At 64.4% G+C, this 16,901-nt stretch carries 12 protein-coding genes and 1 tRNA gene; 5 read left to right on the forward strand and 8 right to left on the reverse strand.

Going from position 1 to position 16,901, the window contains the following annotated elements:
- Nucleotides 1-84 precede the first annotated feature (84 nt).
- The 3 genes from ACOIX3_RS31435 to mobB all read right to left on the reverse strand — a co-directional run bounded on the left by ACOIX3_RS31435 (nucleotide 85) and on the right by mobB (nucleotide 2,926).
- Complete coding sequence (locus tag ACOIX3_RS31435; RefSeq protein ID WP_420965834.1) at nucleotides 85-1,737, reverse strand: OFA family MFS transporter; 1,653 nt, start codon at nucleotides 1,735-1,737, stop codon at nucleotides 85-87.
- Nucleotides 1,738-2,072: 335 nt separating this feature from the next.
- The gene (locus ACOIX3_RS31440; RefSeq protein ID WP_420965835.1) at nucleotides 2,073-2,342 is read right to left on the reverse strand and encodes a sulfurtransferase TusA family protein; all 270 of its coding nucleotides are present in this window, start codon (nucleotides 2,340-2,342) and stop codon (nucleotides 2,073-2,075) included.
- A 56-nt stretch (nucleotides 2,343-2,398) separates the two neighbouring features.
- Complete coding sequence (gene mobB / locus ACOIX3_RS31445; RefSeq protein ID WP_420965836.1) at nucleotides 2,399-2,926, reverse strand: molybdopterin-guanine dinucleotide biosynthesis protein B; 528 nt, start codon at nucleotides 2,924-2,926, stop codon at nucleotides 2,399-2,401.
- 238 nt (nucleotides 2,927-3,164) lie between these two features.
- On the opposite strand from mobB, the gene ACOIX3_RS31450 reads away from it, so the two are divergent.
- On the forward strand, nucleotides 3,165-5,726 hold the full coding sequence (locus ACOIX3_RS31450) for a fused MFS/spermidine synthase (protein WP_420965837.1): 2,562 nt from the start codon (nucleotides 3,165-3,167) through the stop codon (nucleotides 5,724-5,726).
- Nucleotides 5,727-5,840: 114 nt separating this feature from the next.
- Nucleotides 5,841-6,152: a hypothetical protein gene (locus ACOIX3_RS31455; RefSeq protein ID WP_420965839.1), complete on the forward strand. Its 312-nt coding sequence runs from the start codon at nucleotides 5,841-5,843 to the stop codon at nucleotides 6,150-6,152.
- 445 nt (nucleotides 6,153-6,597) lie between these two features.
- Here ACOIX3_RS31455 and ACOIX3_RS31460 read toward each other — a convergent pair whose 3' ends face one another.
- Both ACOIX3_RS31460 and ACOIX3_RS31465 read right to left on the reverse strand, forming a co-directional pair.
- Nucleotides 6,598-8,547, reverse strand: a complete 1,950-nt coding sequence (locus ACOIX3_RS31460; RefSeq protein WP_420965840.1) for a molybdopterin biosynthesis protein — start codon at nucleotides 8,545-8,547, stop codon at nucleotides 6,598-6,600.
- Between the two features lie 9 nt (nucleotides 8,548-8,556).
- Nucleotides 8,557-9,678 (reverse strand): molybdopterin-binding protein, encoded by a 1,122-nt coding sequence (locus ACOIX3_RS31465; protein ID WP_420965841.1) that lies wholly within the window; start codon nucleotides 9,676-9,678, stop codon nucleotides 8,557-8,559.
- Nucleotides 9,679-9,984: 306 nt separating this feature from the next.
- On the opposite strand from ACOIX3_RS31465, the gene ACOIX3_RS31470 reads away from it, so the two are divergent.
- Nucleotides 9,985-11,175: an ABC transporter substrate-binding protein gene (locus ACOIX3_RS31470; protein WP_420965842.1), complete on the forward strand. Its 1,191-nt coding sequence runs from the start codon at nucleotides 9,985-9,987 to the stop codon at nucleotides 11,173-11,175.
- Nucleotides 11,176-11,248: 73 nt separating this feature from the next.
- On the opposite strand, the gene ACOIX3_RS31475 is transcribed toward ACOIX3_RS31470, so the two are convergent.
- A complete protein-coding gene (locus tag ACOIX3_RS31475) occupies nucleotides 11,249-12,217 on the reverse strand; it encodes a TAXI family TRAP transporter solute-binding subunit (RefSeq protein WP_420965843.1) in 969 nt (322 codons plus the stop codon).
- 119 nt (nucleotides 12,218-12,336) lie between these two features.
- Here ACOIX3_RS31475 and ACOIX3_RS31480 point away from each other — a divergent pair, with 119 nt between their 5' ends.
- Nucleotides 12,337-13,305 carry a Bug family tripartite tricarboxylate transporter substrate binding protein gene (locus tag ACOIX3_RS31480; protein ID WP_420965844.1) on the forward strand — a complete coding sequence of 323 codons (969 nt, stop codon included), beginning with the start codon at nucleotides 12,337-12,339 and terminating at the stop codon, nucleotides 13,303-13,305.
- Nucleotides 13,306-13,501: 196 nt separating this feature from the next.
- Nucleotides 13,502-13,577: transfer RNA gene (locus tag ACOIX3_RS31485), tRNA-Ile, on the forward strand.
- Nucleotides 13,578-13,876: 299 nt separating this feature from the next.
- Here the strand turns inward: ACOIX3_RS31485 and ACOIX3_RS31490 are convergent.
- Together ACOIX3_RS31490 and ACOIX3_RS31495 are read right to left on the reverse strand one after the other, a co-directional pair.
- Nucleotides 13,877-15,124: an acyl-CoA dehydrogenase family protein gene (locus tag ACOIX3_RS31490; RefSeq protein WP_420971835.1), complete on the reverse strand. Its 1,248-nt coding sequence runs from the start codon at nucleotides 15,122-15,124 to the stop codon at nucleotides 13,877-13,879.
- 68 nt (nucleotides 15,125-15,192) lie between these two features.
- A complete protein-coding gene (locus ACOIX3_RS31495; RefSeq protein WP_420965845.1) occupies nucleotides 15,193-16,869 on the reverse strand; it encodes an AMP-binding protein in 1,677 nt (558 codons plus the stop codon).
- Nucleotides 16,870-16,901: the final 32 nt, after the last annotated feature.

Genomic DNA, 16,901 nt, shown 5'->3' on the forward strand with positions numbered 1-16,901 from the left:
TCCCCCAATCCGATTTCTGTTCAAGGAATAGAGCGAATGCCGCGGGCGCCGGGAATCGGCGGCCCGCGGCGATGATGGTCGCGATCAGAGGATTTTGACCGCGCTGAGCAGCGTCATGTAGATGCCCCAGGCCAGCGGAATGCCGACGAACAGCCAGAACAGCGCCGCTCTGCCGTCCAGACCGCCCTTACCGATGCCGAACGATCCGGTCGCGCCGTTGCCGCCGGTTGCCGTCGCGGCCTGCAGCTTCGCCACTTCGGCGTCGCTCATGTGCCACTTCGGATCGACCGGCTTGATCATGTAGTTGCAGATGAAGCCGGCGATCAGCATGCCGCACAGGATGTACATCGTCGTGTTGTAGAGCTGATCGCGCGGCACGCCGGCGGCAAGCTGGAATTCGCGGAGGTAATTCACCACGACGGGACCGATGATGCCCGCCGTCGACCACGCCGTCAGCAGACGGCCATGGATCGCGCCGACGAACTGGGTGCCGAACATGTCGGCGAGATAGGCCGGCACGGTGGCGAAGCCGCCGCCATACATCGACAGGATGATGCCGAGGCCGAGCACGAACAACAGCTTCGAGCCCATCGCGGCGAAGGTCGGCGCCAGTGCGTAGAGCACGATGCCGAGCACGAAGAACGTGTAATAGGTGTTCTTGCGGCCGATCTTGTCCGACAGCGAGGCCCAGAAGAAGCGGCCGCCGATATTGAACAGCGAGAGCAGGCCGGCGAAGCCGGCGGCGATCGCTGCGATCTGCGCCTTCTGTGCGGCATCGAGCGCATTGAAGCCGACATTAGGCAGCCCGATCAGCTTGCCGGCGAAGATCTCCTGCAACATTGGCGAGGCCATGCCGATCACGCCGATGCCCGCCGACACGTTCAAGCACAGCACACCCCAGATCAGCCAGAATTGCGGCGTCTTGTGCGCGTTATCGAGGTGAACGTTCTTGGTCGAGATCATCGCGTTGGATTTGGCCGGCGGCGTCCAACCGTCCGGTTGCCAGCCGCTGGGCGGCAAGCGATAGCGGAACGCGCCGATCATCATGAACACGCAATAGATCGCGCCCATGGTGAGGAAGGTCTCCCAGACGCCGACCGAGGTCGGGGTCTTGAAGTAGCTCATCAGCTTGTCGGCGAGCGGCGCACCGATCATCGCGCCGCCGCCAAAACCCATGATGGCCATGCCGGTCGCCATGCCGCGGCGATCCGGGAACCATTTCACCAGCGTCGACACCGGCGAGATGTAGCCAAGGCCAAGCCCGATGCCGCCGATCACGCCGGAGCCGAGCCACATCAGCCAAAGCTGATGGGTGACGATGCCGATCGCGCCGAGCACGAGGCCGCCGCACCAGCACAGCGCGGCGACGAAGCCGGCCTTGCGCGGTCCGACCTTCTCGAGCCAGCCGCCCCACACCGCAGCCGAGACGCCGAGCACGACGAAGAACAACGTGTACATCCACCCCAAGCTCGCGACCTTCCAGTCGCAAGTCGTCGTGAACAATTCCTGCACCAGCGAGATATCGGGGCACGCCTTCGGCGCGGTCAGCCCGATCGCCCGCGACAGCGGCAGCCAGAACACCGAGAAGCCATAGGCCATGCCGATGCACAAATGGATGCACAGCGCCGCCGGCGGCACCAGCCAGCGGTTGAAGCCGGCGGTCGCGATCGTGTGTTCCTTGTCGAGGAAACCTGCGCCTGCCGTGGATACGCGTGCGGCGCTGCTCACTGTGGTCATTGACTCCTCCCCTGCAGCCGCCGTTGTCAGGCGCGTCTGCGTCTTCGATCCCGTCTCAGCCCGGTCTCAGCCCTTTGCGGCCACCGTCAGGCGGCTGCTCCGCACATTTCCTCGATGCGCCGGGACCAACCACGCGCATTCCGCAAATGCTAACCCCCAAATACGACCCGATATGCCCGGCCGTGCCGTCCCTGATCTGGACGCAGGCCGGCCGTTGTCTGTCGCTGTGCCCACATCTGGGCACAGCTCCATCTCCGCAACCCGGGAGGAGATTATCAATTCGCGCAGAATGGAAAATAGGTGTCGATTGGCAAAAGGTAGATATCAAGCCGGATCTAGCGCGTACGCGGCGCTGCAGCATTTGAATTATCTATCGTTCCATTCGCCTTCTCGATCAGGAAAACGATCCGGACGTCGCTTCGTTCGGTGATCTCGACCCTGTCGCCGGTCTCCTGGATGAGGGCCGGGATATCGATCACCGAAAGCGGGTCGGTGCAGTGCACTTCGAGGAAATCTCCCGCCGTCACGCTCTTGAGCGCCTTGCGCGTCTTCAGCGCGGGCAGCGGGCATTTCAGGCCGGTGAGATCGAGCTTTGTCGTGGTCATGGTTCGACCATGGCGAAGCCGTCCAGCATCGTCAACGGCGGCACCTTCTCACCCTATCAGCTCTCCGCCGCGGCCGAAGCCAGCACGTCGTCGACCGGAATAGCGGAGCGCAGCATCAATTCGGCGACGTCCTCGATGTCGTCGAGATGCGCGACCGCCAGCCTGGTTTCGACCGCGACGTCGCTGGCGATCCCGACCACGCGCGGGTCGTCGGGGAACAGCAGCGGCTTGCCGTTGGCGGCGCGATACACCTCGATCTTGTTGACCGGCTCGCGCTTAAAGCCCTCGACCACGACCAGATCGACCTGCGCCATCTTGGCGAGCAGTTCCGGCAGCCGCGGCTCGCTGGCGCCGCGCAGCTCATGCATCAGCGCCCAGCGCCGCGTCGAGGATACCAGCACCTCCGTCGCACCGGCCTGCCGGTGCACCCAAGAGTCCTTGCCGGGCACGTCGACATCGAATTCGTGATGGGCGTGCTTGATCACGGAGACGCGCAAGCCCCGGCCCAGCAGATAGGGGATCACCCGCGACAGCAGGGTGGTCTTGCCGGCTCCGCTCCAGCCCGCGAGGCCTATCACCTTCATACGCAATCTCCGCAGACATATAACGTCCAATGCTGCTTATATCAGCCTTGACGCAATGTCATGCCAGCCCCGCCGGCGGATGGCGATCGATCAGGCTCCCGGCCGGGGAGGATCGGCTTGGGAAAGCTCCCGGAGCAGCTGCGCCCGCGGCAGCGCAAACGCCAGCAGACCGCCCCATAAGGGCAATATTAACGGCATTTGCCGTACCAGTTCTCCCGATCAATGGGAGGCCTGTCCAGTGCCCAATCGTGATGGTGTTCGAGACGCCATAAGCCTGAAGAACCGGGTTCTGGTCACCACGATCTTCCTGGCGTCGGGCGCGGCATCCCTGATCCTCCAGGTTCTCTGGTTCAAGCAACTGCAATTCGTGCTGGGAAGCGCGACCGTCTCCGTCAGCGTCACGGTGGCGAGCTTCTTTTTCGGTCTCTCGCTGGGCAGCGCTTTCGGGGGCCGGATCGCCGACACCGTCAGCCGCCCCCTGAAGATCTACGGGTTTCTCGAACTCGCGCTTGCCGTCGTCTGCCTGGCGGTGACCGCGTTCCTGTCGCACTGGTCGACATGGGTGGGCTGGCTGTCGCCCATGCTGGACCTGGAGTCTCCACTCCGGTTGCCGCTCATGGTCGCGCTGTCGCTCGCCATCCTGTCGCTGCCGACGATGCTGATGGGCGCGACCCTGCCCTTCCTCGTGAAGTTCCTGACCCGCACGCAAACCGACCTCGCCAATCGCATCGGTCTGCTCTACGGGTTCAACACCCTGGGCGCCGCGATTGGCACCCTGGCCGTCGGCCTTGTCCTGATGGGCCTCTGGGGGATCACAGGATCGAGCCTGGTCGCGGCAGGCCTGTACGTCTGCGTCGGCGGCGTGGCCCTGCTCCTCGCGCGCGACGCAAGGCACCTGTCGCCGGTCGCGGCGGAAGCACCGGCGCAAACCGCCGGGCCGGGACGTCGCGGAACGTCCATCCTCGTCGCGATCTTCGCGTGCTCCGGATTCGTGTCCATCGCCTATGAAGTCGTCTGGTTCCGCTTCCTGACCAATGTCAGCACCTCGAGTGTCTACGCCTTCTCGGGCATGCTCGGCGTTTACCTGCTTGGGCTAGTGATCGGCGCCCTGATCTGCGCCAGGCTGCTCGCACCCCGCAAGGATCAACTGCTGCGGTACTTCGCCGTAACACAGCTGCTCATCGCGGTTGCGGCCACGCTGACCGTCGGAATCCTCGGCAAGGCGCGCACCGTGGAAGCCGTGCTGTCTCCTATCGTATCGAGCCTGGTTCCAGTCCAGGCGCAGGAGCTCTTGGGAGGTGATGTTTCATTCTTCCTGATCTGTGCCGTTGCCCTCCTGCTGCCGACTACGCTGATCGGAATCAGTTTTCCCCTGGCCAGCGAACTGACGGTGATGCAGATGAGCGCGCTGGGCCGCCGGATCGGCACGCTCTACGCCTTGAACACGACCGGCGGCGTGCTGGGCTCCCTGTCGGCCGGGTTTCTTCTGATCCCCTATCTGGGCAGCCAGGGCGCGCTCACCGCCCTGATTGTTCTGAACGTCCTGCTCTTTGTCGCGACGACCGTATCGCAACCGGGTCTTCTGAAAGAAAGCAGCCTGTGGCGGCAAGGGGCAGTCGCCGCAAGCATCATCGCGGTAGCGCTCCTGCTGTTCACCCCGCACTATCTGGAACGGGTCCTGACCGCGATCGAAGGCGGCAATGTCCTCGAGCTGCGCGAAACCAAACAAGCAACATTTGCGGTGGTCGAGTATCGCGAGAAGGCGGCGGGCACCTATCAGCAATTGGTGGTGAATTCGAAGAGCTATGCGAACAACCGTCCCGAGGGCCGACGCTACATGGCCGCGATGGGGCACTATCCCATTCTGCTGCACCCGGACCCGGTTGAAACGGCCGTCGTGATTTGCATCGGGACCGGCACCACCGTGGGTGCGGTCAGTACCCATCAGGAACTAAAATCCATCGACGCGGTCGATCTGGCCTCGACGGTTTTCGAGGTTGCGCCGCGTTTCGTGCCGATCAACAAGCAGTTCTATCAAAATCCCAAGGTCCATCAGATCGTCGCGGACGGGCGCCACTTCCTGCTGGGAACCAACGAGACATTCGACGTCATCACCCTCGAGCCCCCGCCACCCCATGACGCCGGCGTCATCAACCTCTACACAGAGGAATTCTATGCGCTGGCAAAGCAGAAGATGCGCCCTGGCGCCGTTCTCGCGCAGTGGGTGCCGCTGGATTTCAACCGCGGCATTCTTGCGAAGATGATCCTCAAGGCGATGATGGGCCAGTTCAAGCACGTCTCGCTGTGGTTGCCGTCCAGAATGGAAGGCGTGGCCATCGCCTCCGATGAACCGCTGACAATCGATCCTCGCGTGCTCGCCACGCGCATGTCGAAACCTGGGGTGGCTGAAGACCTGACAGCCAACGGCCTGGGCTCGCCCGAGGATTTCCTTGCGACGTTCATCGCCGCCGACGAAAAGCTCGCGGCCTTTGTCAGGGATGTGCCGAGCCTCACGGATGATCGGCCGCGTCTCGAATATTACAACTGGTATCCGCTGAGTTCGGTCAGCGTGGACGAACTGAAGCGCCTCCGCGAGCCCGTGGAAACTTATCTTGCCGACAAGTCCATCGACGAGGCCCGTCTCGACACCGCGCGCACCGTGGCCAATGCGATTCTGGATGAGCACCAGGCCACGGCCGAGGGTGACAAGTCCGCCGCCCGTGCCGCGCTTCGCCTGGCCGTCAAACTCGATCCGGATAATTCCTATGTCGGCTTCCTGGACCGCAAGCTGCGCGAGTGATCGGGCAACCTGCTCGCGGAGCGCCTTCGGCGGCTTATCCAGCGGATATACCTCGAAGTTTCCAATGCACCGGGCGCCCGGAACACGATATTGTGGCGTACCGGAGCACCACCTATGCCTCGCTCGCCTTCGATCGTGCCGCACCAAATCGACCACGACACCTATCTGGTGCTGAACGATTTCGGCCGGCTTGGCCGCGCCTGGTGCGAAACCGATGAAGAAGGCACCGACCGGAAAACGCTGATCCGCCGCCTGCTGGATGACCAGTACAGCCGTCCGGTCCGCATCATAGCCTTCAATACCAGCGAAGGATGGTCGCGCGACGTCACGACCGATATTGCCGACGAACTGCGGCGCCGTTTCGTCGAATACGATGAGGTCCCGCGCTCCGTGCTGGAGTTCGTCGAGACCGCCATGCGGCACTGAGCCGGATCCGCGGTCGCACCGAGACCTGCGGCAAAGCAACCCGACGGGCAACTCAGCAAAACCCTGTCAACCATGATGCAAAGCTCGGGCAACTCTTGTCGCGAGAACGCGAATGTTTGACTCACGGGCCGTGCAACAAATTCAGTGTCGTCCCGGGCTTGACCCGGGACCCATAACCACAAATGGAAGTTGTTGCGCGGCGCCGGGGCCGCAGCTCTCTTCAACGACACGACCCTGTGGTTATGGGTCCCTGCTTTCGCAGGGACGACGATTGAGAATGTAGGCAATGCCACACATTCACTGTCGTCCCGGCGAAGGCCGGGACCCATTACCCCAAATCTCAATTGTTGCGCGGCGCTGGGGCCGCAGCTCTCTTCAACGACACGACCCTGTGGTTATGGGCCCTGCTTTCGCAGGGACGACAGCGGTGAATGTCGTGGATCGCCTAGGCCGGCCTGAACCCCGCCGCTGTCAACGCGGCGCGGCTTTCGTCCGATGCCAGCGCGTCGAGAAAAGCCTGTACCGCCGGCCGCTGCTTTCGCACTGTGACCAGCGCGAAGTCGTAATGCTCTTCGGCAAGCGGAATGAAACCGAGCCCGGACGCGCGGGCGACCGGCGCAATGGTCATGCCCCAGTCGGCGCGATGCTGCGCCACCGCGGCCGCAACCGCATTGTGCGAGCGCGGCTGATTCCAGTAACCGTCGGGCCGGCTGCCTGCCAGCAGGCGATCGATCAGGATGCGGGTGCCGGCACCCTGGTTGCGGTTGACCATGATGCAGGCGGGATCGGCGAGCGCGGCGCGCACCGCCTGTTCTGCGCTCAAGCCGGCAAAGCGCGTGTCGTCCTTGCGGAACACGATGCCCTGCATGCGCCGCCAGCCCGGCACGAGCTCGAGACCGTCGGCGAGATAGGGCGTGTTGTAGGTCTCGGTCTTGTCGTCGAACAGATGGATCGGAGCGAGATCGCATTCGCCGCGCCTGGCCGCCGCAAGCCCGCCGAGACTGCCGACCGCGATCGAACGCACCACAAGGCCGGTATGCGCCAGCGGCGCGGTGACGAGATCGAGCCCGGTGCAATGGCTGCCGACGATGACGAGATCGGGCACCCGCACATGCGGCGTGAACAGCGTCACCTCGGTGTCGCTGCCGGCCGGCAACTGATCGGCCAGCGCCTCGATCTTCAGGAAGCCGTCGGCCTGCGCGAACGACGTGATCGCGCCCGATCCCTTGCCGCTCGGATAGGCGATCAGGCCGTCGGCGCCTTCGACCAGCGACACCATCACGAACTCGGTGCGCCCGAGCTCGGAGGCGATCCGCACCGGCACCTTCGCCGCCACCTTGGCATCGGAGCGCGGCGGCAGGCCGGCCATCCGCCGCAGCACCGGCACGATCATGTCGTGGAAGGTGAACATCGCGGAGGTCGGAAAGCCCGGCAGGATGACCACCGGCTTGCCGTCGCAGACCGCAAGGCAGAGCGGCTTGCCCGGCTTCAGCGCAACGCCATGCGCGATGATGCCGGGCTTGCCGAGCCTGCCGATGATCCGGTGCGAGACGTCGCCCGCGCCCTTGGAGGTGCCGCCCGACAGCACCAGCATGTCGCTGTCCGCCAGCGCCTTGCGCATCGCGGCTTCCAGCATCGCCTCATTGTCCGCAATCGCGCCGAGGAACGACGCGTCACCGCCATTCTCGGCAATCGCCGCGGTGACGATCGCACCATTGGTGTCGTAGATCGCGGCCGGCCGCAGCGTCTCACCGGGCTGCACCAGTTCGTCGCCGGTCGAGAGGATCGCAACGCGCGGACGGCGCACCACCTGAACGTCGGCAATGCCGCAGGCCGCGAGCATGCCGATCTCGCGCGACCCGATCATCGTTCCGGCGCGCAACAGCGCCTCGCCGCGCGCGATGTCGGAGCCGGCATAGGACACGAACTGCCCGGGCGACGCCGCGCGCCGGACCTCGATGGCGTCATTGCCGGCGGGTTGGGTGTGCTCGACCATCACGATCGCATCGGCGCCGCGCGGCACCGGACCGCCGGTCGCAATCGCGGTCGCGGTGCCCGGCAGCACCGGCCCGGTCGGCGCGGTGCCGCACGAAATGATCTCGTCATTCAGCGCGAGGTGCACCGGCGCGCCCTCGGCGGCGGACGCGAGATCGACGGAGCGCATCGCAAAGCCGTCGACATTGGAGCGATCGAACGGCGGCACGTCGATCGGCGCCAGCACGTCCGCCGCCAGCGCGCGCCCGAGCGCGTCAGCGAGCAGCCGCGTCTCGGACGCCAATCGGAGCGGGAACAGCGCCGCCTCGAAGCGCGCGATCGCCTCCTCGCGCGACAGGATGGTCAGGAACTGATCCTGCTCGACGGATGGGTTGGGTTTCGGCGTGAAAATATTGGTCATCTCGGGAACTCACTCCCGCAACATATAGGCATCGACAACCGTGCCCGCAGCAAAGCCCTCGGCAGCGCCAGGCACGATCAGCAGGGCTTCGGCGCGCGCGATGGCATCGAGCGACAGGTCGGCGATCGCAAGCGGGGTCCAAAAATCCTGCTGAGGACCCTGCTGACGCGTCAGCAGCACAACCTCAGCGATACCGACGCCGGAGGCGATCTTGCGTTCCAGCGGCAGCGCCAATGTCTGACGCGGCCGACGGCCGGACAGGCGGTCGAGCACCGGAAGCGCAATCGCCCACCAGGCCGCGAAAGCCTGATCCGGCGCCCCCGGCAACGCAACGACCGGCGTCGCATCGATCCGGCCGACCGCTGCGGTGCGCCCGGGCTGCAGCGCAATGCCGTGCGCGAGCAACGTGCCGCACCTCGCCAGCGCATTCACCGCCGCATCGGTGTGACCAACGCCGGTGCCGCCGATCGTGATGATGAGATCGCAACCATCTGCCTCGAGCGCGTTTGCAATCACCCCCACATCGGGCGCCGCCTCGGCATAGACGATCTCAGCGCCCGCGAGGCGCGCGGTGTCAGCGATCAGTTGCGCGGTTAGCTGACCGTTGCAGATGTTGACGATGCGAAGCCGAGGCCGCCGGACGCGCAACAGCTCCAGTCCGGCCGCGCATGCGAGCAGCAGGCCGCGCGGCAGCACCAACTCTCCCGCCGCGATCACGGCACGCCCAACCGCAATGTCGCTGCCGGCACGCCGGACGCCCTGCCCCGGGATGGCTTCGGCGAGCACCTGCGGCAACGGACCGGAGGTGTCGACGGCATCGGCATCGACCACACAGTCGGTGCCGTCGGGCATCGCCGCACCGGCGGCGACCCAGACCGGAAGTCCGGCCAGCGGCAGCGGCGCATAGGACGACGCGCCGACCAGATCATTGGCGCGCATCGCCCAGCCGTCGCCGACGGCGACATCGTGCAACGGGTATGCGCGCAAGACCGGCATCTCGGCGGCAATGCAGCGCAAGGCGTCGGCCGGCGGCAGCTCGATCGGCTGGACCGGCACGAGGTCGCGCAGCACGGCGGCCAGCGCCGCATCGAGCGGGGTGAGCGAAGCCGGAAGGCGCTGGGCGGTGATCATGGCCCGCTATGGACTGAATCGGCCCCGAAAGAAACCGGCTTGCGCCGTGCCGCGGCACCGTCATTAGGCCGATGGCGCGTTGACGCGGACCCCAAACTAGTTGCAAAAGAAACCAATATGACCGGGTCCCGGAGGCCCGGCACAACCATAATGGCCAATGCGCCAGTTCAGGAGGGAGACAGAATGATCGCCACCAGAGCGTTTTCGAGCGAAGTGGGTACCGATTCGCGTGAAGAAAACGCGTCAAAACAAAAATCTGGAGCGCCGTTCCGATTCAATCGGAACGGCATTGGCTCCAGACTAGCCGTGTTCGGGACGCTCGCAGCCGCGCTGCTGGCCTCCTCGGCCGTATCGGCGCAGGTATCCGACGACATCGTCAAGATCGGCGTGCTGACCGACATGAACGGCCCGGCCTCGACGCCGACCGGACAGGGTTCGGTCACCGCCGCGCAGATGGCGGTCGACGATTTCGGCGGCAAGGTGCTCGGCAAGCCGATCTCTGTGATCGTCGGCGATCATCAGCTCAAGCCTGATATCGGCGCGACCATCGCGCGGCGCTGGTATGACGTCGATCAGGTCGACCTGATCGTCGACGTGCCGGTGTCGGCGGTCGGGCTCGCGGTGCAGAACATCGCCAACGAGAAGAAGAAGCTGTTCATCACGCATTCGACGGGCGCGACCGACTTCCATGGCAAGTTCTGCTCGCCCTACGCGATGCAGTGGGTGTTCGACACCCGCGCGCTCGCGGTCGGCACCGCACAGGAGGTAGTGAAGCGCGGCGGCGACAGCTGGTTCTTCATCACCGACGACTATGCCTTCGGCCACTCGCTGGAGAAGGACGCCTCAGCGATCGTGACCAAGACCGGCGGCAAGGTGCTCGGCGCGGTGCGGCCGCCGTTTGCGACGCCCGATCTGTCGTCCTTCATCCTGCAGGCGCAGGCCTCGAAGGCCAAGATCATCGGCATTGCCGGCGGACCGCCGAACAACACCAACGAGATCAAGACCGCCGCCGAGTTCGGTGTCTTCGCCGGCGGGCAGCAGATGGCGGCGCTGCTCGCCTTGATCACCGACATCCACTCGATCGGCCTGTCGGCCGCGCAGGGCCTGTTGCTGACCACCTCGTTCTACTGGGACATGGACGACAAGACGAGGGAATGGTCGAAGCGCTATTTCGCCAAGATGAACCGGATGCCGACGATGTGGCAGGCCGGCGTCTATTCCTCGGTGACCGCCTATCTGAACGCGATCAAGGACAGCGGCACCGACGATCCGCTCAAGGTCGCGGCCAATATGCGCGAGAAGCCGGTTGAGGATTTCTTCGCCCGCAACGGCAAACTGCGCGAGGACAATCTGATGGTGCACGATCTCTGGCTGGTGCAGGTCAAGACCCCGGCCGAGTCAAAGTATCCGTGGGACTACTACAAGATCCTCGCCAAGATCTCCGGCGAGGATGCGTTCGGCCCGCCGGATCCGGCGTGTCCGCTGGTGAAGAAGTGAGATAGGCGAACAGCGAACAGGGAGTAGCGAATAGGTGCGATCGTCAGCTATTCGCCACTCACCATTCGCCGCGCTAGCGAGCTACCCCAATCTCACGAAAATATTTGAGCACGCCGGGGTGGATCAGGTTGATATCGGGCGCGGCGGCGACGGTGTTCGCTGCCGTGGTCTCGCAAGCCTGGGCAAGCTTCTTGCAGAAGTCAGCCTCGACGCCGTGCAGCGTCTTCGCCAATCGGTAGGCGACATCGTCGGGCAACGTCTCGCGCACCAGGATGTAGCTCCAGGAGCCGACCGAGGCGATTGCTACGGTCTGCTTCGGGTAGCTGCCGGCCGGGATCGTCAGCGGCTTCAGGAAGGTGTGCTTGGCGCGGATGCGGGCGATCTCGTCCGCGGTCGGCGCGATGAAGCGCGCACCGGTCGCGCTCTCGGCCATCTTGCTGAAGCCAGGCCAGCCGATGCCGGCGCCCCACAGCGCCGCAGCGCGGCCGTCCTCGACCATCGCGGGCCCATCGCCGGCGCGATCGAGATAGATCGACTTGAAGTCCTCGTCCTGCTTCAGCCCGATGCCGTCGAGGATGTAGCGCGACAGGATCGGCAGGCCGGAGCCCTTGGCGCCGAACGCGACGGGCTGGCCGACCAGGTCCTGGATCGTCTTGTAGGGACTGTCGGCACGCACCACGAACATGCCCGGGCTCGAATACATCGCGGTGAGGATCTTCAGCCTGGTGGCCGGCGGCCGGCCGATGCCCATGAAGGCCTCGTAGGACGGCTCGCCGGCAACGGTTGCGATGTCGACGCTGCCGGCCTCGAGCAGCGGGATGTTCTCATTGGAGCCCTTGGTGTTGCGCGGTTCGATCGACAGCGTCGCATCGGCCGCGTTCATCACCTCGGCGAAGGCATTGCCATAGAGCGGAAAGCCGCCACCCGGCGTCGCCGTGGCGAAACTGATCGTGGTTTTGGAAATGGTCTTGCCCCCCTCTTGCGCCGCCGCGCCGCCCGCGAGCAGCAGCGCGCTTGCGCAGATCATAACAGCGAATTTCATCCCGAGCCTCAGGCATTGCACATGAGCGCGACTATCGTCGCACGGGCGGGGTCGTAGGCAAAGCCAGCGTTTTGTGAAACCATGACGGCAACAGTCACAAGAAAATGACGGGAGAGACGATGTTCCGGTTCGCACGCGCCGCGTTGCTTGGTTTGATTTGCTGCCTTGCCTCGATTGCCCCCTCCTCCGCATCCGACTATCCGAACCGTCCAGTGCGTTGGCTGATCGGCTTTGCCGCAGGCGGCCCGGTCGACATCGTGGCGCGCATCATGAGCCAGTGGCTGTCGGATCATCTGGGCCAGCAATTCGTGGTCGAGAACCGCGCCGGCTCCGGCGGCAACATCGCCGCCGCCGCCGCGATCAACTCGCCGGCCGACGGCTACACGCTCCTGTTTGTCGCGCCGAACAACGCGATCTCGACCTCGCTCTACAAGAAGCTGCCCTACGATTTCCTGCGCGACACCACCCCGGTCGCCAGCATCATGCAGCTCACCAACATGCTGGTGGTCTCGAACGCGATGCCGGTGAAGACGGTTCAGGAGTTCATCGACTACTGCAAGGCCAATCCGGGCAAGATCGCCTACGCTTCGTCCGGCAACGGCACCTCGGTGCATATGTCGGCCGAGCTGTTCAAGGCGATGACCAAGTGCGACATGCAGCACGTGCCGTATCGGGGATCCGCGATCGCCTTCCCCGACATCATCTCCAACAAGGTGCAGCTGATCTTCGACAATCTGCCGTCGGCGCTGGAGCAGTCGCGCGGCGGCAGCGTCCGGGCGCTCGGCGTGACCTCGCCGCAGCGCTGGCCGGGCGTGCCCGACGTGCCGGCGATCGCCGAGACCGTGCCGGGCTTCGAGGCGGTCGGCTTCTACGGCATTTCAGCGCCGAAGGGCACGCCGCCGGAAGTCGTCGATACCCTCAACAAGGCGGTCGGCGAGGCCCTGAAGGACCCCAAGCTGGTGGCGCGCCTCGCGGAGGTCGGCGGCATTCCGAAGCCGATGACCCCGGCCGAATTCGGCAGACTGGTCGCCGACGAGACCGAGAAGTGGCGCAAGGTGGTGGAGTTCGCCGGCGTCTCGGTCGACTGAGGCCGCCGATCGTGGAGCGCGCCGGATGGTCACGGTAGATGGCTGCCCGGCCGGTGTTCCGGCGATGCCGTCCGTGAGACGCGGCGGCACGGCGGCGGAGGCGCGGGCCGGGGGGGTGGCATTGCCGAAACCCCACGCACCCTGTAAACGGAGCCCGCACCGTTGCCGGCCGCGCCCCGCGGCCCGCAAGGCGGCGGGGCCTGTAGCTCAATGGTTAGAGCCGGCCGCTCATAACGGTCTGGTTGCAGGTTCGAGTCCTGCCGGGCCCACCAAGGAAATCAATACCCTAGCTCGTTTCTGTTGGCGCCAGCGGGATGGCCGCACCAGAAACCGCACCAGATACGTGCACTTTTCGTTCGTGGGCGGTTCGCACTCCGCCCACCATTAAAGAAACTGAGAGAGGGTGAACGAGCTAACTGGCGGCGATCGCTCCGCGCGTCATCGCGGCAAAGAATCTCGCCTCGGCAAGATTGCCGCGTTTCCAACACCGCGATGCTTGCTCGCGGCAGTGTGGGTGGACCCGGCAGTTTCGACACGTGGTCGGCGAGCCCCCTCACCTTCCGGACCCCATCTAGGGTAGACTCTTTGGACGTGGCCACAGGCCTCCTTCGGACCATGATTCGGATTCTTCTGGGGACATCGGATCGGCATCGCCGCCGGTCTGCGCGGGATCGGAATTGAGCCAGCGGTGCAGCTCGAGCTTGCCTATCTGGTTGCGGTGGACTTCGTCGGGTCCGTCGGCTAGCCGCAGCAAGCGGGTCGTAGCGAGCGCCGCAGAAAGGAAATGGTCGTTGTTGGTTCCACCCCCACCGAAAACCTGTATTGCCCAGTCAACAATCGTCTGCGCCATGTTTGGCGCGACGACCTTGATCATCGCGATTTCCTGCCGCGCGGCCTTGTTGCCGACCGCATCCATCATATAGGCCGCTTTGAGAGTCAGCAGGCGGGCCTGCTCGATCTTCATGCGCGCTTCGGCCAAGCGCTCAAGCGTAACCGTTTGCTCGGCGAGAGGCTTGCCGAAAGCAACACGCTTCAGCGCTCGCCGGCACATGCGCTCGAGCACGCGCTCGGAAAGGCCGATCAACCGCATGCAATGATGGATGCGCCCAGGCCCAAGCCGTCCTTGCGCGATCTCAAATCCACGCCCCTCCCCAAGCAGCATATTGGTGGCCGGCACGCGCACATTGGTAAACATCACCTCGGATGCACGATCCGGCACACCATAGAATCCGAGCACCGGCAGCGAACGGACGACGTGCACGCCTGGCGTATCTTTCGGTACAAGAATCATCGATTGGCGCTTGTGACGGTCAGGGTGCGCCGGGGCGGTCTGCCCCATGAAGATGATGATCTTGCACCGCGGATCGGTGGCACCGGTCGTGTACCACTTCCGGCCATTGATCACGTAGTCGTCGCCGTCACGCACGATCAGGCTCGCGACATTGGTCGCGTCCGATGAGGCAACGTCAGGCTCGGTCATCGCAAACGAAGAACGAATCTCGCCCGCGAGCAAGGGTTTCAGCCAGCGTTCCTTTTGCGCCTCCGTACCGTAACGGAGGATCGTCTCCATATTGCCCGTGTCCGGTGCACTACAATTGAAGACCTCGGGAGCAAGATGCGAGCGTCCCATGATCTCGCACAGCGGCGCATAGTCAAGATTCGTCAGCCCGTCCTCGTGAGCAGGCAGAAACAGGTTCCACAAGCCGGCCTGTTGTGCGAGCAGCTTCAGTTCCTCGACAACCGGATGCACGGCCCAGGGGCCGAGGCGCTCGCCCTCTTGATAGTATCGGCGCTCATTCGGATAGATGTGCTCCGTCATGAAGCGCTCGATACGGGCGGCCAATTGCTGGCTGCGTTCGCTTTGGGTGATATCCACGTAAATTCTCCTTATCGGCAGCGCAGCCCGTCCCTGAGCGTGTTTCGGGTAATTTTTCCGGATTCTGTCTTCGGCAGATCGTCCAACACGCGAATGTCAACGGGGCATTTGTAGGCTGCCAGCCGCTCGCGACAGAATCGGGACAGCGCGGCGACATCGATTACCGTGCCGGCTTGGACGGACACGAACGCCACCACCGTTTCTCCCCGATAGGGATCGGCCACGCCAACAACGGCTGCCTCGCGCACCCCCGGAAAGCCGTAGATCACGTCCTCAACCTCACGTGGCCAGACCTTGAAGCCGGAGGCGGAGATCATGTCTTTCTTGCGGTCCACCAGATAGAACCAGCCGTTCTCGTCAAAGAAGCCGACGTCGCCACTATGCAGCCAACCATTGGTCAGCACCTCGTCGGTTTCCGCCGGCTTTCTCCAGTAGCCCGCCATCACACCCGAACCGCGCACTACCACTTCACCATGCTCGCCGGGCCCGAGCGGGCGACGCTCGTCGTCAACGACGATCGCATCGACGGCGTGCGTCGGCCTGCCGATCGACAGTGCGCCGGATTCGGGATCGACGGGAATCGGACCTTCGTTGGGCGCAAGGTGACTCGCAGAGGTCAGTTCAGTCATTCCATAAGAGCTGCGGATCGCCTGCCCAAACCGTTTCGCGAACGCGTCGATGACCGAGGGAGCAATCGGCGCGCCGCCGGAATAGAGATGCACAAAGCTCTCGAAATGGCGGCTGGTCGCGTCGGCCTGGTTCATGAGCGCGATGAACGCGGTGATGGCGCCGACGATGAATGTCGGCTGCCATTCAAGAAAGGCATCCAGCGCGACCTGCGGCTGAAAGCGATAGGTCAGCACCATCGCCGCGTGCGCGGCGAAAGCCGCGACCATCTGGATCTCGAAGCCGGTGACGTGGAACAGCGGCGCGACACCAAAGATCCGCGACAGGCCGTTCAGCTCAAAATGATCGCGACAGATCAGCGCCGTCGCCACCAGATTGCGATGCGTCAGCATCGCACCCTTGGGAACGCCCGTGGTTCCGGACGTGTAGAGCAGCAGACCGACGTCGTCCGAGGTCAGAACCGCCGCCGGCGGGGCCGGTTGGTCTTCGGCGAGGATCATGTCCAGCGCATGAGCCTGCGGCGCTCGGCCCGGCTCCGGCAGCACGCGGACATCGTTTCTCATTTGGAATTCACGAGCGGCGGTCCAGAGCACCAGTTCGGGATCGACCGTATTGGTCGCCGGGAAAACATTGTCCCATTGATCATCGTGGCAAATCACCGCCTTGGGTTCGCAGTCCTTGAACAGCTTCTGAAGCTCCGGCGTGCGGTACATCGGGTTGAGGGTGACGACCATGGCCCCTACCTTCCAGACCGCTATGCTTGCGATGACGAATTGCGGCACATTCTGAAGAATGACGGCGACCCGGTCCCCCCGTCCAACCCCTTTGCGCGCGAACACACCGGCGAGCCGGTCGCTGTACCGGTCAATATCGCCATAGGTCTGCGTCGCATCGAAATAGAACAGTGCCGGTGCCTTGCGCGGCGCGGCACGAAATAGATCGAGCGCCGTCAGCGTTCTGTGATCGGGAACAGCGACAAGCGCATCCCCGCGACGCGCCCGCAGCCTGCCTGCGGCTTCCTCATAGGCGCGCAGCCGCGACGCGGAATCGGAGTCGGCCATCATCCTTGTTGCCCGTTACCGCCGTGGTCGCG

This window comes from Bradyrhizobium sp. B120 (genome assembly GCF_049075665.1).
Lineage (GTDB): Bacteria > Pseudomonadota > Alphaproteobacteria > Rhizobiales > Xanthobacteraceae > Bradyrhizobium.